Origin of the sequence: Legionella sp. 16cNR16C (assembly GCF_021297775.1) — a bacterium.
Classification (GTDB): domain Bacteria; phylum Pseudomonadota; class Gammaproteobacteria; order Legionellales; family Legionellaceae; genus Legionella_C; species Legionella_C quinlivanii_A.
In genome coordinates, this window is record NZ_JAJTMX010000003.1 from 906,311 (window position 1) to 928,171 (window position 21,861).

A 21,861-nucleotide genomic window follows, 5' to 3' on the forward strand; every position below is an offset into this window, starting at 1 on the left:
GAAATAATGGAACGGTCAGAAAATAGCCTGGAAAGGCTGTTAGTCCAATCAATATGGAGAAAAAAATGAAAAGCAAATTAATTTGTTTAATGCTGTCTTTTATTATGTTCAATCTACCGCTTCATGCTTCAGAAGTTCCGGTTACCCCTGCAGAAAAGCAATCTGGCTCAACGATCAATCTCAATAGCGCTGATGTAAAGGCTTTATCCAAATCTATCAAAGGGATTGGAAAAAAGCGGGCGGAATCTATTATAAAATATCGGACCGAGCATGGGGATTTCAAACGGGTGGAGGATTTGGCCTCAGTTCCTGGAATTGGAAAAAAATTTGTAAATTCGCATCTAAAGGAATTGCAAAAAACATTTATTATACAGTAAATTAGTATCCGGCTGCGGGCTCACGTTCATCCCACGCTATTAATCCCTCTAGTGAATCCGCAGCCAGTTAGTATTTTACAGCAAAACTTATCCCTGTTTATACATTGGTCATCTCGACATACGTTAGACATAGAAATATCAACGAAAAGGAATTCTAGCGGATCGTCTATAGCGATTTTCGTTTATTCTTATGCTCTTGTTATCTTTATTAGTCTAATATTTTAGAATACAGTAGTTGTTCACCTGTTCTTTTGAGATTTCAATGATCATTAAGATAGTTATCGCTTTTTTCATTATAATAGCCGGACTGATTGGTATCAGAATTGTGACCTGGCCATCTAATCCTTACCCAAGACAACAAGCCAACGCTGAATCAATTCCTCATTTTGACAGTATCGAATTAAATTTTGTACACAAATTTAATAATGAGAAATCACTGCCATTTATGGGAGCTGCAATTTTTAATCTTGAGGGGAATGATGTCCAGTATCTGTTTGCAGGAGGAGGATATAATCAGGAGGATAAATTATTCAAATTTGCAGAGGGCCAGTTTGTCGATGTTTCTGCGCAGGCTGGATTACAAAAGCCTGCTAACGATACAACTTACGGAGTCATTGCCGTTGATGCAAATCATGATGGATTGCCTGATTTGTTTGTCGCGCGTGACAGTGGTATTTATTTCTACGAAAATGTACAGGGCCGGTTCAATGTCAAAAAGCTTGATATTCAAATAGACCCACGCTACTCCCCCATTTCAATAGCCAGCGCTGATTTGCAGAAAAAAGGCACTGTTGATTTGTATGTCGCAGCTTATATCAAACCGGAGTTTGTAGAAGGTCAAACGATTTTCAATAAAAAAGATTATGGAGCAAAAAGTTTATTATTAAAAAATAATGGTGATAATACGTTCACAGATATTACCGACAGTGCCGGATTAAATTATATTCATAACACCTTTCAGGGTGTCTTTGTGGATTTAGACGGTGATAATGAACTTGACCTGGTGGTGGCACACGATACAGGGCAGGTAAGAACTTATAAAAACATGGGTAACCTGACTTTCAAATACATGCCCAATCCCACTTCGACAGTATACTCCTATCCTATGGGGATTGCCGTTGGGGATTATAATGATGACGGCCTTCCAGATCTGTTTTTTAGTAATATCGGCCCATCCTATTGGTGGAATTTTGGTTCTACACCTCCAGGCTTTATAGTCAGAGGTGATTTAAGGAAAGACCAGACTTTATTACGAGATAATATTTTTCTGAAAAATAAAGGTAATTTTCAGTTTGAAGATGTGGCTAAACAGACCATGACGGCCGACTACGAGTTTGGATGGGGTGTGATATTCCAGGATTTCACTAATGATGGCAGGCAGGATTTGGTAATTGCTCAAAATTATATTGGATTTCCATTGCATAAATTATTCCGGCTGCCTGGCCGAGTTTTGAAAGAATTACCCAATCAAACTTATGCCAGCATTGAAAAGCAGGCAAATGCAGAAGACCCTTATTTTGCTATCTCTCCTCTAAGCACCGATTTCACAGGGAATGGGTATCCGGATTTGCTTTATACAAACCTTAATGGACCGCTTAAAGTCTTCCTGAATAATACAGGGGGAGCTAATAAGTTTATAAAAATTCAGATGCCTTACTCTCCAGAGGCACTGGGTGCGGTGCTTAAATTGAAGTTGACAAATGGGAAAGTGCTGACCCGATTTTTTGTGCCGACTCAAGGTTTGTGCGCGTATCAGGGAAATCAGATCATCTTCGGTTTGGGCAAGGACCAGACGGCAGAACTTCTGACTGTCCACTACATGAATGGAACTGAGCAAACAATAAATCATCCAGCGATCAACAGTACCATTCATATAGGTAAAACGGACTCACCCCCTGAGCCGAATGGCGAAAAAGGTTGAGAGTGCAAAGAACAGGGTGTAGGTAACATTCATGGCTATTGGCATAATGTACTTGCCAATAGCTGGTGATATAAAATAAATCAAAAAGACGGCAAGCAGGATGAAGAAGGGATTTAAAGCCCACATCCAGCCTGGATAATAAGTCGATCCCGTTAAAACGAGGTAGACAAATCCGGCAGACATAGCCAGGGTGGTTACACGTATGATCTGAAGTAATGTTTCCTCATAAAGCTGATAAGATGCAATTAACTCTGCATTGGCAGAGGTTTTGCTTTGTATAATAGCCGCTATGATTGCCCGCGAACCAATCCAGACAATTCCCATAATAAATCCATATGCCGCAGTTAATGCTACTGCGGCTGGCAATTTACCGCCTGCTGGAAGTAACATTTGATAAAGATGCCAAAAGCCAACCAGGTAAAACGGAGCTGCGAGAACGGCGATAAAATGTCCCCATAGCAAACGTTTACGGGATATATCGTGAAAAAACTGATAAGGGATTTTAGAATCATAGCCACTCGAAGTGTAGTGGAGAAGGAACTCTCCTGTGCCCACCAGAACTGCTGCTGCCAATCCAATAAAGCCAGCCAGAATAATTTTGTCTATGCTCATATTAGTATCATCCCAAAATAATGAGTATCTCTATGTATACTATGAAATCAGGCTCGATAGAGCAACCCAATGATGAGTGGGTCAAAAAATTATATGACCAGGCACGACAAGAAACGAAAATGGTACCTAATCTTTTTAAGGTAATGGCCAATGCTCCAGAACTGCTGCAAGCCTATCTGGATACCTACAGATTATTCAGTCAAAACTCTGGATTTTCTTCTGCGGAACAACAGATCATTTTTCTGGTAATCAGTTATGAAAATGGATGTGGTTATTGTCTGGCTGCCCATGGAACTGTTGCCAGTATGGTGGCTAAAATTCCTTATGAAGTGACTGACGCTATTAACAGCAATGCTGAAATTCCTGTATCCAAATATCAGGTTCTGGCTAATTTTATCCGGGAAATGATCTGGAGCAGGGGACGGCCATCCGAAGATAAAGTAAAGGAGTTTCTGGCTGAGGGTTACACTGAAAAGCAGATATTGGATATCATTCTTGCCATCTCATTGAAAACCATGTCCAATTATACAAATCATGTATTTAATACTCCAATCGATGCTGTATTCAAGGCGCAGCAATCGAGATTGGGAAAATTTGTCACACGCGTATATCAGGGATTTAATCGAAAAAAATAACTTGTTATCACTGTTATCCGTCGCCATAGCAGTGCAAAGCTTTAGCTCACGTAGATAATCATAACATTTTGCAATCCTGAGATAATTATTACGCCACACTTATCCAAATCGCAGTTCCCAATAAAAACTGCGATTTACAATGACAAAATATCTGCTAAGCCCTGATTTGAACACCAATATAGGGCCCATAATAAGTAACATAGTTCAGCCGTAATGGGTCATTGGGTCCTGTTCCGGCGCGTCTGCCATGAATATCATCATAATAAATGACTTTAAATCCACCGTTGATACCCGCCTCATAAGCACCCAAAGGCATATCATACTGCAGTCCAATGTCGAGGAAGCCATAGGGTACGAGCCTTTCCCGATCGAAGTTTTTGAAGTCAATATAGGTAATAGGCTGGATGGGGGCATCATTAATGTCTCCCATTGTCCGCATATCGGCATCTCCAATGAGGAACCCTAAGGTGAAGTCATTTTTTAGTGTCAATCTATCGAATAGTGGATAATGGCTTTCAAGGCCTATTATGGGGCCAATTCCTCGAAAACGACTGGTGAGATAATGGACAAAAGCAGCGTCGCTGCGATAAAACCGCTGGATTAATCGATCATTTTCCTCAACATAATGAAGTCCGGTGTAAGGTCTTAATCGCCAACCCGATTGGAAGGCATTGATGTTAGCACCGATAGATAATTCATAATTATCCAGATCAAAGAGCACTTTCCCTGCCGCCCCCCCAAAAAAATCGGAAACAAGTGTCGAGTTGACGACTAATAATGAATCAGGGATCGTCACTGAGGAGCCAAACTCATGATCAAAATGAGTCGTCCTGAACTGAATATCAGCTTGAGGTGTCCAGTCATACTTGACAAATGCTGACCAGGAAGGCTCGTAAGAGGGGTTTACATAACTCCCATGCGCAGTAACAACTGTGGGCGTTACAAAAACCATTTCAGTCGCATAATCAATCATCGCGCCATCGGGTCTTAAATAAGACAGCTCACCGCCAATAGTCCATCGGCAGCAAGGACTGCTGCTTTGTTGAGGCCCCATATCCCCCGCGCTAGCCGTCGTTAGGACAGACAGTAATAACATTCCAGTTACATATTGCTTCATCGTTAAAAACTCCTTGTTTCTGATATCAATAGCCAATTTACTCTGATTACTTTGCGTGTGATCTGAAGTTGGCACAAAGAATACTACATGAACCCCCATCCGTCTTTAATATTTTAGTAATTGCGAATACAGCTAAACTGGCAATGGCATAATAAAAGGTCTAATGCAAAGATCTCACAAAGATCTGTCGATTTTTATCCAAATATAAGGTAAAGTACAGGCCAAAAAAAGAACGAGGTAATGTTGCACATGTTCAGGAAACTCAGGGGCGTATTTTCCAATGATCTGTCGATTGACTTGGGAACCGCCAACACATTGATTTATGTGAGGGACAAGGGGATCGTCTTAAATGAACCCTCTGTTGTGGCCCTCAGAAATGAATCCGGGCAGAAGCGGGTTGCCGCTGTAGGCCTCGAAGCCAAAAGAATGCTGGGACGTACTCCCGGAAATATAAACGCGATCAGGCCCATGAAAGACGGTGTTATTGCCGACTTCTTTGTTACTGAAAAAATGTTGCAGCATTTCATACACAAAGTTCATGAAAACCGATTTTTACGTCCAAGCCCGCGTGTTCTGGTATGCGTGCCTTGCGGATCAACGCAGGTAGAGCGCAGAGCGATTCGTGAGTCAGCGATGGGTGCTGGTGCCCGCGAGGTATTTCTGATTGAAGAGCCGATGGCTGCCGCATTAGGTTCAGGTATGCCGGTTGAAGAAGCCAGTGGTTCCATGGTAGTGGATATTGGCGGGGGTACTACCGAAGTCGCTATTATTTCTCTTAGTGGAATTGTGTATCATCAGTCGGTTCGCATTGGTGGTGACAAATTTGATGATGCCATCGTTTCCTATGTGCGCAGAAACTATGGAACACTGATTGGTGAGACGACCGCTGAGCGTATCAAGCATGAAATTGGCTCAGCTTTCCCCAGCCGTGATCTGTTTGAGATTGAAGTGCGTGGAAGAAATCTGGCTGAGGGAGTGCCAAGAAGTTTCACACTAACCAGTGCCGAAATTTTAGAAGCTTTGCAAGAGCCTCTCTCTGGCATTGTAGGTGCCGTACGTGCCGCTCTTGAGCTTGCTCCTCCCGAATTGGCAGCGGATATTGCCGAGCGTGGCATGGTGTTAACAGGTGGTGGTGCGCTTTTGAAGAATATGGATACACTGCTTATGGAAGAAACCGGTCTTCCGGTTCTGGTGGCAGAAGATCCATTAACTTGCGTAGCACGGGGTGGTGGTAAGGCATTAGAAACAATGGACCTTCGCGGCGGTGATTTCCTCTCAACCGAATAATTCCAAAAATAGATTATTTTCCAAAGGCAGGCACAAGACCTCAGGTTTTGTGTTTGCTGTTGCTTTATCTATTGCTTTGATGTTCTCTGATTACCACTATAACTATCTGGGTTCATTGCGTAATGGCTTTTCCTTTCTCGTTTCTCCCTTACAATACGCTGTCGATTATCCCGTTCGTATTATTGGCTGGATTCAGTCACTGGTAGGGTCCAAAAACGCCTTAATTAATGAGAATATGCAGCTTCGCTATCAACAAACTATGCTTGAAGCGGAATTGCAAAAATTAATGGCGATTAAAGAAGAGAACTCTCAGCTTCGGGAGTTGTTATTAACCTCTTCCAAAGCACAAATGCGGGCAATGGCTGGGCAAATTCTTGCCGTTGATACAACGACAGCTCGTCAGTTTGTTGTATTAAATAAAGGCAAGAGGGACGGTGCTTATGTTGGGCAGCCTGTTTTGGATGCAAAAGGTGTGATGGGGCAGATCATTGATGTGGGTTATATGACCAGCACCGTATTGCTGATTTCAGATTCAAAAAGCGCTGTTCCTGTAAGAAATACCCGCACGGGTGAGCGGGCAATACTGGTTGGCAGCAATAATCTCGGGCAATTGTCTTTGATTAATCTGCCGCGCACTTCCAATATAGCGAAAGATGACTTATTGGTTACCTCAGGCCTGGGCCGTCTATATCCCGAAGGATATCCTGTGGGTCGTGTGGAGTCTGTCCAAAGTATTCCGGGAGATGCCTTTATCAAGGTGAATGTGACGCCGGTTGCTCTTTTAAATCGGAATCGACTGGTTTTGCTTATCTGGCCGGATAAGGAGCAAGCCGAGTTAACTCGTCAGATTAATGAGCGAATCAACGCTGCTGGAGCCAGCTCATGAGTTCAATGAACATCCGCTTACTGGTTGCATTTCTACTGGCATTGGCACTGAGTATTCTGCCTTTGCCCGAACTCATAGTAGGTATCAGACCGCCCTGGATATTGCTATTAATGCTTTATGTTCAGTTCTACCTGCCTGATCGTTTTAGTCTGGCGGTTCTTATTCTCATGGGGCTCATTCTTGATACTCTGCTGTCGACGATTATTGGTGAGCATACCTTTGCCCTGTCGATTGTTACCTGGATTGCCAGCAGCAAATCCAGACGATTCTGCCTTTTTTCCATTGGCCAGCAAATGGCTTTGGTAGGCATTGCGGCTCTGGTTTACCAGTTATGTATTTTTGGCATCGATATCATTCTTGGCGGCTATGCCAGTCTTTTTGATGTCCTGGGGAGTGCAGTCATTAGTGTTCTGATATGGCCCTGGATTCGATTATTAACTGAGGATACGCTGCTTACTAAAATACATCCGCGCTCGCAATTTAATTGAACCCTTTATAAAAAGCCGGCTTATCAGATGCTCACCATTTTATATTGACCGGGTAAGAGATCCCCCAGCTCCCAATTGCCTATCCGATGGCGTATGAGACGCAGAGTTGGAAAGCCAATTGCGGCCGTCATTCGCCTGACCTGATGATTTTTCCCCTCACAAAGTACAATCTCAAGCCACGAGGTGGGTATCGACTTGCGAAAACGGACCGGCGGATTTCTTGACCAGAGATTGGCAGGCTCCTCAATGATCCTGGCTTTGGCAGGAAGAAAAGACTCCTTTTCAAGTTTTAAACCAGCACGTAATTTGTTTAAATCACTATCAGCAGGACTCCCTTCAACCTGCACCCAATAATATTTCTGTTTACGTTTATCAGGATGAGTGAGTGCGTGTTGGAGTTTGCCGTCATTGCTTAGTAACAAAAGTCCTTCGCTATTTTTATCAAGCCTGCCTGCAGCGTAGAAGCCAGGCATCGAAATATAATCGGCCAGTGTTTTGTCTTGTTCTTCACCAGTAAACTGGCAAAGGACTCCGAATGGTTTATTAAACAGAATAATTTGTTTCACAAAGGGGGTCTATACAAATAAAAGATAAATTATGCCGAATTACAAGAGTAGTGTCTAACCCCCGCAGCCGTTCATTTTGAGCAAGGGAACGGTTTGAATCCAAATCACTTCGAGGTGCTTGGGTTAAAGAGTTTTAGCATGCTATGATAGCGCTCATTGGAGTAATAAGCGTATTATTGTGAGCATGGAAATGGCTCTCGTATAATTTTCCTGCTTCATTGCATGGATTATATACTCAAACGTAGCTATTTGGCCTGGATATAAGATTTCTTCCTTGTATTACTTGCTTTCCAAATGAGCACTGAAGCCCAAATCGCCTTGGTGATCATGAATTTTACTAACGGAGCAGTCGATGACATTTGAAAAAATAAAAGTACCCGCAAATGGGCAGGCAATTACTGTTGCCCCTGATTTATCTTTACAGGTTCCTGATCATCCGATTATCCCTTTTATTGAAGGCGACGGAATTGGAGTGGACGTTACTCCTGCAATGCGTATGGTCGTAGATGCCGCTGTTGAGAAAGCCTATGGTGATAAAAGAAAAATCGCCTGGATGGAAGTATATGCCGGTGAAAAAGCAACCCGTGTATATGGTGAAAATCATTGGCTTCCCAAAGAAACACTTCAGGCTATCAGTGAGTTTGTCATTGGGATTAAAGGGCCTTTGACCACGCCGGTGGGCGGTGGTATCCGTTCTTTGAATGTCGCGATACGACAAGATCTTGACCTGTATACCTGTTTGCGCCCTGTGCGTTATTTTCAGGGAACACCAAGCCCTCTCAAAGAGCCCTGGAAAACAGATATGGTAATATTCAGAGAAAACTCTGAAGATATTTATGCCGGCATCGAATGGCAGGCGGATAGTGTTGAGGCTAAAAAAGTAATTCGTTTTCTACAGGAAGATATGGGCGTTAAAAAAATTCGATTCCCCGATCACTGCGGAATTGGAATTAAGCCTGTCTCACAACAGGGAACTGCCCGATTAGTTAAAGCAGCTATTCAGTATGCAATCGACAATAACAGAGACTCTGTGACGCTGGTCCATAAAGGCAACATCATGAAGTTTACGGAAGGTGCCTTTAAAGACTGGGGCTATCAAGTCGCTCGTGAATGTTTCTCCGCAACGGAATATCAGGGTGGTCCCTGGCTGCATTTCAAGAATCCTAAAACAGGAAAGGACATTATTGTTAAAGATGTTATTGCAGATGCTTTCTTACAGCAAATTCTCCTGCGTCCCGATGAATACAGCGTCATTGTAACCTTAAATCTTAATGGTGATTATATTTCCGATGCCCTGGCTGCACAGGTCGGTGGAATCGGTATTGCTCCAGGGGCCAATATGGCGGATGCGATTGCTGTTTTTGAAGCCACACATGGTACTGCACCCAAATACGCGGGGCAGGACAAAGTCAATCCCGGCTCGCTTATTCTGTCTGCTGAGATGATGTTGAGACACCTGGGCTGGACTGAAGCTGCTGATTTAATTATCAAAGGAACTGAGGGTGCAATCGAAGCCAAGACTGTAACTTATGATTTTGCCCGATTAATGTCAGGAGCAACTGAAGTAAGCTGTTCCGGTTTTGCAAAAGAAATAATTAATCATATGTAAAGCTTGAGCCTGTTCAGCTTGTTGCATAAATAGAACAAGGCAATTAACCGGTTGTCTTTGCGAACGAAGTGAAGCAATCCAGATCGAACCTTGAATAAAGTTATGAAACTGGATTGCTTCGCTGACGCTCGCAAAGACCGTTTTTGTGTACCTGTTTTCATTTATGCAACCACGACAGCCTGCTCGCAGCCCAGGTCGGTAATCCAGCGGTTTGCGACCCAATTGCAAAGAGCCTTTGATTTTTGTCAGGATATTTTGCAAAATGGATGCAAGAATGTGGGTTTTATCAATTGCTTGAAAAAAATAATCTGCTTACTGTTATCTAAGACCGTCAATTTGAATCTTTAAGAAGCAGGATGCTGGCGAGAACTACAAAATTAATTTTTTTCATGAATTAAATCACTTTTTTACTGGCCAAATGCTCGTGGTAAGTCTATAAAATTAGTAAAGGGTGTACGTAATGAGCGAGCGATTTTCAGGTGAAATAATTGAGCGAAAGGTGACGGAGCTAGAGGTCCTCCCAGCGCTGAAATTGCCCAAAAAATATAAGGTTATTCTCCTGAATGATGATTACACCCCGATGGAGTTTGTGGTGGATGTGTTGAAGCGTTTTTTTCACTTCCGTGAAGAACTGGCGACACAGATAATGCTACAGGTGCATATAGTTGGAAAGGCTGTATGCGGCGTTTTTACTCGGGATATAGCAGAGACGAAAGTTGCTCAAGTCAATGATTTTGCCAGAAGCAACGAGCATCCACTGTTATGTACCATGGAACCGGAATGAGTGCAGATGGGTGAAGAGGAGCAACGACAATGTTAAACAAAGAACTTGAATTCACCTTAAATCTTGCTTTTAAGGAAGCAAAGGAGAAACGTCATGAGTTTATGACGGTAGAACATTTGTTGCTATCATTGCTTGATAATCCAGCAGCAGGGAATGTTCTGCAGGCATGTGACGCTAATATTGACTCATTACGCCGTGATTTGATCGAGTTTATCGATGAGACAACTCCCCGAATCCCAGAAGATGAAGTCGATCGTGAAACACAGCCGACACTCGGATTTCAACGGGTACTGCAAAGAGCGGTTTTCCATGTACAATCGGCCGGCAAAACTGAGGTGACCGGAGCAAATGTACTGGCTGCTATTTTCAGTGAGCAGGAAAGCCAGGCAGTTTATTTTCTCCGCAGAGAGAATATTACACGCCTGGACGTGATCAATTATATATCTCATGGTGTTTCCAAGTACCAGAACAACGACATGAGTGATAACATGAATTCTTCGATGGATGAAGAGTCAATGTCAGGCGAGGGCAGCGAGTCGCCGCTTGAAAGCTATTGCATGAACCTCAACAAGCGAGCCAGACTGGGCAAGATTGATCCACTCATTGGCCGACATGAAGAAATTCAACGCACAATACAGGTACTCTGCCGTCGTCGAAAAAATAATCCATTACTGGTGGGCGAAGCAGGGGTTGGAAAAACAGCAATAGCCGAAGGTCTGGCCAGACGTATCGTGGACGGAGAAGTACCGGAAGCGATCAGCAGCTGTATCGTTTACTCTTTGGATCTGGGCGCTTTGCTGGCTGGAACCAAATACCGTGGTGATTTTGAAAAACGCCTGAAAGCGGTGCTCAAACAATTGGGACAGCAGGATGGTGCCGTACTTTTCATCGACGAAATCCATACCATTATCGGCGCTGGAGCCGCTTCTGGTGGTGTCATGGATGCGTCCAATCTCATCAAGCCTCTGCTGGCGAATGGTGAGTTGAAATGTATCGGTTCTACTACCTATCAGGAATACCGGGGTATCTTTGAGAAAGACCGTGCCTTGGCAAGACGTTTCCAGAAAATTGATATTAAAGAACCAAGTATTGATGAAACCTTTGAGATCCTCAAAGGGTTAAAAGGGCGTCTGGAAGAGCATCATGGCGTCAAGTTTTCAATCCCTGCACTTAAAGCTGCTGCGGAATTGTCTGCTAAATATATTAATGATCGGTTCTTGCCGGATAAAGCGATTGATGTCGTTGACGAGGCAGGGGCATACCAAAACCTTCTTACAGCCAACAAACGCAGAAAAATTATCAGTGTTACTGAAATTGAGAATGTGGTTGCGAAAATTGCCCGTATTCCGGTGAAAAAAGTTTCTGCAAGAGATAAAGATACTTTGCGAAATCTCGAGCGTGATCTCAAATTACTGGTTTATGGTCAGGATATTGCAATTACCGCTCTGGCTTCTGCAATCAAACTGGCGCGCTCTGGCTTAAGAGAGCCGCAAAAACCAGTAGGCTGTTTCCTTTTTGCGGGACCTACCGGAGTAGGTAAAACCGAAGTGACCCGCCAGTTGGCTAATGTACTGGGTATTGAGCTCTTACGTTTCGATATGTCTGAATACATGGAAAAGCATACTGTATCTCGGTTAATTGGAGCACCTCCTGGATATGTGGGTTATGATCAAGGCGGATTATTAACTGAAGCAGTGACTAAAAATCCTCATTCGGTATTGCTGCTTGATGAAATAGAAAAAGCGCACCCTGATGTGTTCAACCTGCTGCTTCAAATCATGGATCATGGCACGCTGACCGACACCAATGGACGTCAGGCTGATTTCCGTCATGTGATTATGGTGATGACCAGTAATGCCGGCGCTACTGAAATTTCTCGAAGCTCTATCGGCTTTGCCATGCAGGACAATAGTCTGGATGGACTCGATGCTATCAAGCGTCAATTTAGTCCGGAATTCAGAAACCGTCTGGATGCTATCATTAACTTCGCACCATTGGATAATGTCACTATTGGTCTGGTAGTTGATAAATTTATTATGGAGCTGGATGAGCAATTAAGTGCCAAGGGAGTGACTTTCAAGGTGGATAAGGCGGCCCGAGAGTGGTTGATTGAACATGGCTATGATAAGGCAATGGGGGCAAGACCAATGGCCCGTTTAATTCAGGAAAATGTCAAGAAGCCTTTAGCTGATGAGTTACTGTTTGGTAAATTAACAAATGGCGGTCATGTGATTCTGAAAGTCAAAGAAGGCAAGCTGCACTTTGAAAGCCATGATTACCGTGAAGGCGTTTTCTAGCCAGTTGATAGTCAGATTCTAGAAAATCCCGCTTAGGCGGGATTTTTCATTCTAGGCTACAATGGTTGATCCGGTTACCAAGGTAGTGTCATTATTCGTTGAGTTTACATTCAGGTAGATTTCAACTGATTTGGCTAAACTTTCACCCTCAGTATTCCCACTGTAAATTGCATCCATCATTCTCTTACGCTCCATCGCTAAAGATTTTCTGTCCATATTATCCACAGCAGCATTGCTAAAGAGACGTAATTTGTAAAAGTTATGGGTATAACTCATATTGGGCAAAACATGAAAGCGAGATTCTTTTTTGTCGACATGGATTAATTCACAATATCCTTTAATCACTACCGCGCGTGTTATGTGCGGATTTGCTTTAATGCTCTCCATAACTTCCTTCAACAATGAAGTTCGTAGCTTGAAAAATGCTTCTGTTTCTGTAATGGTGAATCCACGAAGGAAGGGCAGATTGTTTTTGTGCACTTTATAATTTGCATGAGATTTACTAAAGGGGCTCCGGCCTGATAATTCCTCTAGCAGTTCAAGTTCAGCCACTCTAAGCGGGTTCTTTTTATTTTTCAATGTCGCTATATTCAAGCCTTTTCCAAAGGCTGTATTTAAATCATTTTTGCGCGTAAACTGATTTTGCAAAAGAGTAACGTTATCCTTCGATAGAAATGCAGATGTCTGAGCATTCCCTGTGTCGATATTGCTTTTTGACAGGTAGAGCAATTTATATTGATACCCTTCATTCGTCTGGTGCTGAACAATAACATAAGTTTCATCAAGCCCTGATGCACGTAAAAGTTTGGCATAATTTTCTGCAGAAGCTGATTTGGATATGGCAGCGATTAATCCGCAAGCGGGAGTAGTTTGTGGCTTTTTTTCGGCTTTGGCTTTTTGAATAATGGCTTTTTCCTCTTCCAGCTTCTCGATTTGAGCGCTTTTACAGCCAAATAAAGTGACCTTGGTAAGACAAGAATATTTTTCCACTATTTCGGTGATTTGACTGGCATCCAGGCCCGCGATTTTCTTAACAAAGGAGTTAGCATGTCCAAGAATCATCAGGTGAATGCCTTTCAGATCAAGCGACTGTAAATCCTTCATCAGATGATCCAGGTGATCAGTAGTCACACAGGTGACTCGTTCCTCACGTGACTGTTTACGTTTATAAACCTCCATTACATCCACGAGTTCCTGATCATAGAGATCTTGCTTATTAATCAAAATGACATGCTGTATTTGCTTTAGAAATTCTTTGACAAAACTGGCTTTATCTCCAGGAAAATACTGGTGAGACATGTAATTTCTTTCGAGATAGACACGTCGGTTCTGGGTGCATAGTAATTTGCGAATCGTTTCATCGACAAATTCCATTGCATAGATGTTTTGATTGATGGCCGTTTTACACACATCATAATTGTCCTGCGCTTCAAAAATATATTCCAGGGCCAACCCATTGATTGAAACGGCAGCAAGGTAGAGCGCTTTTTTAATGTCTTCTGGCAAGGATCTGGGTACAAATTGGACGCTTTCCGGATTTTTCTGTATTGCTTGAAAGCAAATTGAAACATAGTCTTCAACTTCTTTTGGCACATGCTCCAGCAGGAAACCATCGGCGGCAACCGCTTTAATATAGAACAGCCTATCATCAGAATAAATTTCCTCAACGTAGGTTAATGCATACGGATCATAACTTATCGCTTTGGCGTAAAAATTTTTCCTGTACCCTGGTTGAGAGAGAGAAGCATTATCTATAGAGTTCTGCAGTGCTTTTCTTAACAACAAGTCATCATTATTTGTAATGGCTCGATATAACTGAGTAATTTCTTCGGCTGTGAAAATGTCACCTAGCCTTTCCGTTATTTCTTCCAGTGAAAGATTTGAGTGGATAATCTTTTTAACAAGAATGCATGCATTTGTAATAATCATATCAATATGGGTTTATATTGTACAGAAAATGCAATTTTATTAAATTATTCTTATGAGAAAATTAAGACGCTCTGAAAAAAAGGAATTATTTTTATTAATCCAGCCATTTTTACTCACAGGGAGACACCATCATCTCGAACGCAGTGAGAGATCTCCGGATGCTGGCACCAACCAGGATTTGGGAGATCTCTCACTGCGTTCGAGATGACAGGGTATGTCATAGTTTTGATTTCATATTATTCTCACTGTATAATAGTTCATCATTTTGTCGGTTGTTTGTTTTTGGTGATTCATGCAAGAGAAGAAAGAAAATCGTACGGTTCGTTGGAAACGTGTATTTATAGACAGGGCTGCATTAGCCAAATATACAAAGGGTCCTAAGCTAGTGAAGAACCTGGCGCGAAAGCTGCTGAATAGTCCCTCCTCAGCCGGCTATGAGAAATTATTTGGTGAGAAATTATTACTCGATGAGTTGGCGAGCGGTCGTATAACCGGAGCTGATCGAGCACTTATTATTGATTTTGAAGTGGACGGCGAATGGACTGCCGTGATAGCGGACATTGCAGAAAATCATGATTATAACAAATCCCCTCTTTACTCAGATAAGCACGGGGTCGAAAAGTATCGCGCTAAGTATGGTCCCTCGATAATCCAGCGTATCCGCGAACAAATGGCAGAGGAGCGTGCCGCTGCTGCCCGTCAGGCAGCCGGGGAGGCAATTGTACCGCCCCATCCGGTGGTTACGCTGGATTATTACAACCAGAATTTCATTCGCTTGAACAGCCAGCAGGAGTCGGTATTGGAGACAAGGCTTCCTGCCTTGATCAGTGGAGCGCCTGGCTCTGGAAAATCCTGTGTGGCGATATCGCTGATTACAGAGTTGCTAAGCCGCCTGTCGGATAATCCTGAGACGCACATTCTCTATGTGACCAAATCCCCTGAATTAATCGAGGCGATGCAAGCGATCTGGGATGCGCTGTTACTTCCTGAGGATCTGAAAAATCGAGTTGAGTTTAAAACCTATGAAACGGTAGCCCGCGAACAGCAAGGACAAGCCTTTGTTGGGAAAGAGCTTGCTCAGAAGGCTGATTTTGAGTTGTGGTTAAAGAAGTACCGAAAAACTGGTCTTTTAGAGGATGCAGCTCAGATTTATGAAGAGTTTCGACTGCGATCGGGTTATTACCCAAGTGAATACCTGGAGCTCGGGGAAAAACAAAGCCTGTACCCCAATAAAGAGGATAAGCAATGGATCTTAAGGGCGTATCAGTCCTATCTGGCCTATCTGGATAATCAGCACAAGGTGGCTATCGACTTTCTTGATCTGAAACAGCAGGGCAAATATGACCTGGTTCTGAGCGATGAGGCCCAGGATCTATCGGGACAGGAACTGGTAAACCTGCTGAATCTTGCTAAAAATGGGCAGATTTGCTTTTGCATGGATTCGCATCAAAGTCTTTTTGATAGTAAATCCAAGCGTCCATTTATTTTTGAAATGATGAACCGCATAGAGTTAAAGCTTGAGTATATTGAATTGCCGCATTCTTACCGTTGCCCTGCCGATGTGGTGCATTTCGCGAACACAGTGATTAGTATAAAAAACAGAGTGGTGGGCGGCAGTTCAGACAAACTGGAAAAGCCTGAAATAAAGATGTCTCCTGAACAGGCGAATACGCCAGGCATGGTCCATTGGTTAACGCAGGATGAAAAAGAACTGGCCAAGTTAAGGGAGATGGCTAAGCAAAGTAATTTTGCCATTATCACCCTGCCTCAGTATGTGAAGGAAGCCCGGGAAAAATACCCCGAGGCGGTAATGATATTTACTCCTGAGCAGATCAAAGGTCTGGAGTATGAGAATGTGATCCTGTATCGGATGCTGGATGATCCACTTTGCCGTGAAGCGAGCCGTGAATGGACGGATGGCAAAGTACCAACTAATCTAGTCAAACGCGGTTGCGGCAATAGCCGTTTTGGTCCGCCCTTAAATAAATTTTTTACCAGCAGTACGCGTGCCACCAAACGCCTGTTTATTGACCAGGGTGATGACCATCCCTTAACCAGGCTTTGCAATGAGCTGGAGAAAGGAATAACAACTCCGGACACGGCCTTCTTAAACGAGGTGATTCTTGAGCAAACCAAGGAAGAATCTCTCGCGGGATGGCAGGCCGAAACCTGCAGGTTGTATCGGAATGGCAAGAAAGACATGGCAGAGAATGCTTTTAATCGCTGGCTAAAGGGGAAGCTGCCTTATGCTGATTATACAAGCTTCCTGTTGGCCAATGAGCTAATTAAGATAGAAGAGCCAGTTAAGCCAAGTGAAACAGCTCCTAATCAAGAGCCAGAAAAGCTACTGGAAGCTGCTTCTTCTGCCAATGAAAAGGAGGACACAGCGCCTGATTTAAATACCGTAAGAGGAAAACGAAATTCTAATAAAGGAAGACGAGGCAGACAGCGTATGAACCCCGCTGGAGGGAAACCTCCGGCAGCCACAACTACCGCCAGTCTCTCAAGAAATAATGTTTCGGGTGGTTTGGCAGGTCTGTTGCCGAATTTTTTTAACAGTAACCAGAAAAGTCAAGAGAAGTTGCCGATCAGCACTGGTGGTAATTTAGGCGTATCCAGGCTGATAGATACAATTAAAACCGATCTTTCCATCAATGAGCAGACTAAGTTGATGAGTTTATTTGAAAGCAAGGATACCAAGCCTATGGCCTTGTTTGCTGAGGAAGCGCCGTTGCCGTCAGCTACATCTGCAACAAAGGACGAGACAACTCAGTCAGATTTGAATAAATGGTTTGAGGTTTTTTCTGACGACTGGCTTGATCGTCTAGGCGTAGAGAAACCACAGCCAGAGATAATTCTTGAATTTCTATTGCTTATCAGGAATGCGGGTTATGAATGTTTCCTAAGCAGGTTAAAATCCGATAATGATAAATGGATGGCGCTTAAACGTTCTTTTACTAAAAACCCCGAGATGACCGAATTCTATTTTTCATTAAATGAATTAATCAAAAAAGAACCTGCGAGTGGAAAAAGCTATTTTGAAATTCTATGCCGGAAACAGCATGGTCTCGATTTTTTGAAAGAGGTCCTGGAATCTCTCCCAGTTCCTGAAATGCTCGATAAAGGCCCTTTCCTTGTATTGTCGGTTATTTTTTTTGGTGCGACCTCAAACACTGAGTGGGATAAGCTCGGCGATGAGAACAATTTGTTAATGTTCCTGCTAAACAGTCCAACAGGCCGCCAGATATTTAAGCTTCTTTTCACCAGCCAATTGTTTTCAGGCTTAGTCTGGAAAGACAAGGCAAATGAGACACTTTTGCATTGGGCGGTCAGAAACCAGCGCATCAATGTGATTGTTTTAATCATGGCTGCAAGGGATAGCGTATTGCGTGATGGTCTTTTAAAGCCTGAATGCGATGTATGGAGCATAAAAAATAAGGATGGGCTTACGCCTCTCGAGTTGGCTCAAAATAATAATCTGAGTAATGTAATCAAAGCGCTTGACCCTGCTCTTTATGTAAGATCTTCCGTTAAAAAGGCTACCTCCACCTCACATGAAGCAGATAATAGCGAGGAGTCTCTTATGAAAAGGATGAAAGACGTTGTTGTAACAAGAGGGGCTTTTCTTCTTCCTGACGCTAGGAAACTGAGAAATGAAATTAATGAGTTGAACCAGGAGGTTGCCACGATACGAAATAAAATAGCATCGGCCAAATTGCAAATGCAAAAGAGCAAAGAAAGGAAAATCCTGCTTCAATTGAAAACAAAGGAGCAACGTGTCGTTGCAAAACAGGACGCGCTCAATGAACTCTGTAACAAGGCAAAAATGAGTGCTCTCCTTGACTTATTGACTACTACACTGCACTCAGAAGAAGTCTATGCTAATTTTGATCTATTGATGATAGGCACAGTTCCGAGTTTATTGTACTCGTTTCTAGCGAGCCCCTTGAAAGACATGCCTTCCCTGCTTAAGTATTTATATGAAAAGAATCTTAAAACCGGAGAGGAGGAAAACCTCTGGCGTTGTCTTGAAAATTATTTGGCAGAGAATCCTGAGCTGGTCAATTTCAGTTTTTCTTTAAAAGAGTTGTTCAAGCCCTTTGAAGAAACTGGTAAATCCTGCTTTGAAAAGCTGGCTCGTACAGAAGAAGGTCTTGAGTTTCTGGTATTAATTTTCAAGAATCTGGCTATATCCAATACTATAAAATCAGATCTGGAAGATGCTATCGGATTAAGTTTCTATCATGATATAACAAGAAAAAGCTGGGATGGATTGACGGAGTCTGATTCTCTATTACTTCATTTATTCAATCGTCCGCAGGGTCGTTATCTGCTTTCAAGGTTGCCTGCGCATATTTTTTACAATTTAATTAGGCAACAGGATTTGCAATCGAATAGTTTTCTGCACTGGGCTGCGGCTACGCAGCGAACGGATCTGATCTCTATGGTACTTGAGCTTCAACTAAGACTTAAGGATGGCGCTACAATACAAGTGTTTGCCGGCATAAAAAACAAAGAGGGGCAGACTGCACTGGATATCGCAAAAGCGAATCAGTTTGAAGATGGGATTGATTTATTCACCCAGCTGGAAGCAAATCAGACCGTTCAACCTGTACTGGCGGCGTTTTCCTCTCTGTTTCATCCTGCAGAGAGGCTATCCGCAGAAACGGAAAGCAGGGACGGCCCAGCATTAACCCTTCCAATCGGCTCTCCCAGTCAAAGAAGTTAAGCTGGCATCAGGACAGGCTAGGGTACAAAAAAACGTCTTTGCGAGCCTTGGCGAAGCAATCCAGATCGGATCTCTTCACTTTGTTCGCAAAGACGGTTGGTTACGATACTAAAAATGAATCACAAACCGGACTACGCCCACTTTGGCCTGTGCTCTGTTCCTTGCATCCTGTTCTGCATAATAGTTAAGGAAGAGAAAATGGTTTTTTGTGATGTTATATAATAAACCAGGCCCAATGGACCAGAGTTTTTCACGCCTTCCCTGTATGTCCGCTCCGTTCACTTTGGTATCGGTGAACTGGTTGAACCAGTAACCATTGATACCTGCGAAGAATTTGTCTGTGAACTGATAGCTGCCAGCAAAATTGGCGTAAACCGCCTGACCTGCTTGTGTGGTTCTTGCGTATGGGCCAAAGGCAACATTGGGATCATGATTTTTAGCGTTCCATAAATAATGGAGACGAAATGAGGCAGCTATTTTGGGGGTAAACCAGAATGTTCCTGCCCAGTAAGGGTTAATTGACCAGAAATTGCTCCCCGGGTTAATTGCATAGTTGCGGTTATACTCGCCTGTGGGTACGACAATATCCAGATCCAGACGATGGACCCACAGAGGGCCTTGTCCATCTTTTCGCATTACCGGGTCAAACTGCAGAGCGGGGCCAATGAATAAATCCCCTTGTCCCACCTGACCATATAGGGCTGTGTTGCTCAAGCCATCATCCACACTGGTGTTGACTACCCAGGGGAGCAAAGCAGACATTCCCAGGCTGGCGCCAAGAACTCTAATTTTCGAGAGATAAATCAATTGTGTAATATTGACAGTGACATCGACATCTGTTTTTGGCAGAGGCAGACGATCGCCATTTTTATCTTTTAGCTGATCGGTAGTGAAATATTGGAAATAATCCTGAAAATACACTCCTGGTCCAGCAGGAGGCCCGCCATCGAAGAAGCTTGTAAATCCCAGGTTAACATAAGGTTCATCATAGGCATGTGCAGTAGTGAAATTTAACAGCAATAATAAACCCGCAATACAAATCCTTTTCATTTTACTCCTAATAAGGTCTAGGTTTGAATAGACAATCTACTATATTATGCTCTTTTACCGCCCTGGGAAAGAGGAAAAAATAAATGCTGCAAACGTGGTACAACAGCTTGTGATTTTCAAAACTGTGCCATACTTAATTCATCAGGATGTAAAATCTGCTTTGCAATTCCCGTAGTAAACCGAAAGGTTTTACATCGCGTGAACTTCATTGTGTTTAATTGCTGCTCATTATTGTGAATGGGGAATTGTTATGTTTATATATACGGCTAAGATTTACGTCGGAGCACAAGAAGTTCAAAATAATACAAGCGATGATCTTGAGCAACTGTTCATTTGGATGCTAACTCAGGTGCAAGGCAAAACGGGTGATTATCACGGGCATATTGTTAATAACTCCACCAATGAAATCATAAGAAACTTTCGTAAATGTCATGATGAATAATTTTACTTATGTCAAACATAAGCCCGCTCGCTATCAAAACTGTGTCATGCCATCTCATGTCATCTCGAACGCAGTGAGAGATCTCCGAATGCTGGCGAACACTCTCAATTTACTTCTTTAAAATATCTCTTCTTAGTTACAAGCTCAGGCATTCTCGCTAAAATAAGGCCAAGTTAACTGTCGGGTCGATTTAATGCTCAGTGTTATTATTATTACCAAAAATGAAGAAGCGAATATAAAAAGATGTCTAGACTCGATTGATTGGGCCGATGAGATTATTGTACTCGATTCCGGGAGTACCGATAAAACGGTTTCAATTGCTCAGGAATACACAGAGCATGTGTATATTAGCGATGATTGGCAGGGCTATGGTATTCAGAAGCAGCGTGCGCTGGCATTGGCCTCAGGGGATTGGGTATTAAATCTGGATGCGGACGAGTCGGTTAGTGACGATTTAAAATCAGAAATCGAGTCTGCCATGCAGTCGGGAAAAGCCCAGGCTTTCCGTGTTCCTATTCGCATGAATTTTTATGGAAAAGTATTACGCTATTCTGCCAGCCCCAAGCGCCATATTCGCTTGTTTAAGCGAGACGGAGCTCGATACAGTGATGATATAGTTCATGAGAAAATCATTCTTCCCGATAACCGTGTTATAGGTAAGATCTCTAACCCGATTATGCATCATTCCTTTCTCGATGTGACGCACGCCCTCGCTAAAATTAATCGTTATTCGTCTTACAGCGCAAGAGTTCGCATTAAACAAGGTAAAGCGCCTTCGTTTCTGTCGGTAATGATGAGTACCGGCTGGATGTTTTTCCGCTGTCTGATTTTGCAGCGCGGAATATTAGATGGTAAGGCTGGCGTCCTAATGGCAGCTTTCAGCGCTCAGGGAACCTTTTACAGAGGGGTGAAGCAGATTTATCCCGACAGGCAATTGCATAAACTGCCGGAAAGTAAAAATACGGAGTGAGAAGTAGGTGCTTCTAACCCCTCTCTCTAGCTCTCTCCCCAAAGGGGCGAGAGGACTTAAGGCTGGGTCAGGGCGTTAATTAACCCTCTCCCCCCAAAGGGTTTAAGGTGAGGGTTAAGAAAAAAATCCCCTCTCCCAAGCTGGGAGAGGGCTAGGGAGAGG

Annotated in this window: 16 protein-coding genes; 11 read left to right on the plus strand and 5 right to left on the minus strand. The window is 43.1% G+C overall.

Annotated elements, in window-relative coordinates:
• The first annotated feature begins 65 nt into the window (after positions 1-65).
• Together LXA66_RS14140 and LXA66_RS14145 are read left to right on the plus strand one after the other, a co-directional pair.
• The gene (locus tag LXA66_RS14140; RefSeq protein WP_233013670.1) at positions 66-377 is read left to right on the plus strand and encodes a helix-hairpin-helix domain-containing protein; all 312 of its coding nucleotides are present in this window, start codon (positions 66-68) and stop codon (positions 375-377) included.
• Positions 378-639: 262 nt separating this feature from the next.
• Entirely contained in the window at positions 640-2,298 is a 1,659-nt protein-coding gene (locus LXA66_RS14145) for a CRTAC1 family protein (protein WP_233013671.1), read from the plus strand.
• On the opposite strand, the gene LXA66_RS14150 is transcribed toward LXA66_RS14145, so the two are convergent.
• Positions 2,266-2,910 (minus strand): DUF6796 family protein, encoded by a 645-nt coding sequence (locus tag LXA66_RS14150; RefSeq protein WP_233013672.1) that lies wholly within the window; start codon positions 2,908-2,910, stop codon positions 2,266-2,268. The two genes, LXA66_RS14145 and LXA66_RS14150, sit on opposite strands and share 33 nt — an antisense overlap.
• Before the next feature lie 32 nt (positions 2,911-2,942).
• Here LXA66_RS14150 and LXA66_RS14155 point away from each other — a divergent pair, with 32 nt between their 5' ends.
• A complete protein-coding gene (locus tag LXA66_RS14155; protein ID WP_233013673.1) occupies positions 2,943-3,545 on the plus strand; it encodes a carboxymuconolactone decarboxylase family protein in 603 nt (200 codons plus the stop codon).
• Between the two features lie 154 nt (positions 3,546-3,699).
• On the opposite strand, the gene LXA66_RS14160 is transcribed toward LXA66_RS14155, so the two are convergent.
• A complete protein-coding gene (locus LXA66_RS14160) occupies positions 3,700-4,662 on the minus strand; it encodes an Lpg1974 family pore-forming outer membrane protein (RefSeq protein ID WP_112218207.1) in 963 nt (320 codons plus the stop codon).
• Positions 4,663-4,911: 249 nt separating this feature from the next.
• Here LXA66_RS14160 and LXA66_RS14165 point away from each other — a divergent pair, with 249 nt between their 5' ends.
• The 3 genes from LXA66_RS14165 to mreD are packed head-to-tail and all read left to right on the plus strand — an operon-like array spanning position 4,912 to position 7,323.
• Positions 4,912-5,949, plus strand: coding sequence for a rod shape-determining protein (locus tag LXA66_RS14165; protein WP_025385468.1), 1,038 nt, complete (start codon positions 4,912-4,914; stop codon positions 5,947-5,949).
• Positions 5,927-6,835 (plus strand): rod shape-determining protein MreC, encoded by a 909-nt coding sequence (gene mreC, locus LXA66_RS14170; protein WP_233013674.1) that lies wholly within the window; start codon positions 5,927-5,929, stop codon positions 6,833-6,835. Before LXA66_RS14165 ends, mreC begins: the two co-directional genes overlap by 23 nt.
• On the plus strand, positions 6,832-7,323 hold the full coding sequence (gene mreD, locus LXA66_RS14175) for a rod shape-determining protein MreD (RefSeq protein ID WP_112218206.1): 492 nt from the start codon (positions 6,832-6,834) through the stop codon (positions 7,321-7,323). The genes mreC and mreD overlap by 4 nt, the downstream gene beginning before the upstream one ends.
• Positions 7,324-7,346: 23 nt before the next feature.
• Here mreD and LXA66_RS14180 read toward each other — a convergent pair whose 3' ends face one another.
• A complete protein-coding gene (locus tag LXA66_RS14180; protein WP_233013675.1) occupies positions 7,347-7,889 on the minus strand; it encodes a pseudouridine synthase in 543 nt (180 codons plus the stop codon).
• Between the two features lie 352 nt (positions 7,890-8,241).
• Here LXA66_RS14180 and icd point away from each other — a divergent pair, with 352 nt between their 5' ends.
• The 3 genes from icd to clpA all read left to right on the plus strand — a co-directional run bounded on the left by icd (position 8,242) and on the right by clpA (position 12,579).
• A complete protein-coding gene (gene icd, locus LXA66_RS14185) occupies positions 8,242-9,498 on the plus strand; it encodes an NADP-dependent isocitrate dehydrogenase (protein ID WP_233013676.1) in 1,257 nt (418 codons plus the stop codon).
• A 460-nt stretch (positions 9,499-9,958) separates the two neighbouring features.
• Positions 9,959-10,282 carry an ATP-dependent Clp protease adapter ClpS gene (clpS, locus tag LXA66_RS14190; protein WP_112218203.1) on the plus strand — a complete coding sequence of 108 codons (324 nt, stop codon included), beginning with the start codon at positions 9,959-9,961 and terminating at the stop codon, positions 10,280-10,282.
• A 29-nt stretch (positions 10,283-10,311) separates the two neighbouring features.
• A complete protein-coding gene (clpA, locus tag LXA66_RS14195; RefSeq protein ID WP_112218202.1) occupies positions 10,312-12,579 on the plus strand; it encodes an ATP-dependent Clp protease ATP-binding subunit ClpA in 2,268 nt (755 codons plus the stop codon).
• Positions 12,580-12,630: 51 nt separating this feature from the next.
• Here clpA and LXA66_RS14200 read toward each other — a convergent pair whose 3' ends face one another.
• Positions 12,631-14,508: a DUF4116 domain-containing protein gene (locus LXA66_RS14200; protein ID WP_233013677.1), complete on the minus strand. Its 1,878-nt coding sequence runs from the start codon at positions 14,506-14,508 to the stop codon at positions 12,631-12,633.
• Between the two features lie 292 nt (positions 14,509-14,800).
• Between LXA66_RS14200 and LXA66_RS14205 the strand changes: the two genes are divergently transcribed.
• Positions 14,801-19,237 carry a DNA/RNA helicase domain-containing protein gene (locus tag LXA66_RS14205; RefSeq protein WP_233013678.1) on the plus strand — a complete coding sequence of 1,479 codons (4,437 nt, stop codon included), beginning with the start codon at positions 14,801-14,803 and terminating at the stop codon, positions 19,235-19,237.
• 108 nt (positions 19,238-19,345) lie between these two features.
• On the opposite strand, the gene LXA66_RS14210 is transcribed toward LXA66_RS14205, so the two are convergent.
• A complete protein-coding gene (locus LXA66_RS14210; protein ID WP_233013679.1) occupies positions 19,346-20,287 on the minus strand; it encodes a transporter in 942 nt (313 codons plus the stop codon).
• Positions 20,288-20,922: 635 nt separating this feature from the next.
• Here LXA66_RS14210 and LXA66_RS14215 point away from each other — a divergent pair.
• Positions 20,923-21,699: a glycosyltransferase family 2 protein gene (locus LXA66_RS14215; protein WP_233013680.1), complete on the plus strand. Its 777-nt coding sequence runs from the start codon at positions 20,923-20,925 to the stop codon at positions 21,697-21,699.
• Positions 21,700-21,861 lie beyond the last annotated feature (162 nt).

Excerpts from the sequence above, each read along its gene's own strand:
- LXA66_RS14140 (WP_233013670.1), top strand. The coding sequence starts at position 66 with ATGAAAAGCAAATTAATTTGTTTAATGCTGTCTTTTATTATGTTCAAT.
- LXA66_RS14145 (WP_233013671.1), top strand. The coding sequence starts at position 640 with ATGATCATTAAGATAGTTATCGCTTTTTTCATTATAATAGCCGGACTG.
- LXA66_RS14150 (WP_233013672.1), bottom strand. The coding sequence starts at position 2,910 with ATGAGCATAGACAAAATTATTCTGGCTGGCTTTATTGGATTGGCAGCA.
- LXA66_RS14155 (WP_233013673.1), top strand. The coding sequence starts at position 2,943 with ATGTATACTATGAAATCAGGCTCGATAGAGCAACCCAATGATGAGTGG.
- LXA66_RS14160 (WP_112218207.1), bottom strand. The coding sequence starts at position 4,662 with ATGAAGCAATATGTAACTGGAATGTTATTACTGTCTGTCCTAACGACG.
- LXA66_RS14165 (WP_025385468.1), top strand. The coding sequence starts at position 4,912 with ATGTTCAGGAAACTCAGGGGCGTATTTTCCAATGATCTGTCGATTGAC.
- mreD (WP_112218206.1), top strand. The coding sequence starts at position 6,832 with ATGAGTTCAATGAACATCCGCTTACTGGTTGCATTTCTACTGGCATTG.
- icd (WP_233013676.1), top strand. The coding sequence starts at position 8,242 with ATGACATTTGAAAAAATAAAAGTACCCGCAAATGGGCAGGCAATTACT.
- clpS (WP_112218203.1), top strand. The coding sequence starts at position 9,959 with ATGAGCGAGCGATTTTCAGGTGAAATAATTGAGCGAAAGGTGACGGAG.
- clpA (WP_112218202.1), top strand. The coding sequence starts at position 10,312 with ATGTTAAACAAAGAACTTGAATTCACCTTAAATCTTGCTTTTAAGGAA.
- LXA66_RS14200 (WP_233013677.1), bottom strand. The coding sequence starts at position 14,508 with ATGATTATTACAAATGCATGCATTCTTGTTAAAAAGATTATCCACTCA.
- LXA66_RS14205 (WP_233013678.1), top strand. The coding sequence starts at position 14,801 with ATGCAAGAGAAGAAAGAAAATCGTACGGTTCGTTGGAAACGTGTATTT.
- LXA66_RS14210 (WP_233013679.1), bottom strand. The coding sequence starts at position 20,287 with ATGAAAAGGATTTGTATTGCGGGTTTATTATTGCTGTTAAATTTCACT.
- LXA66_RS14215 (WP_233013680.1), top strand. The coding sequence starts at position 20,923 with ATGCTCAGTGTTATTATTATTACCAAAAATGAAGAAGCGAATATAAAA.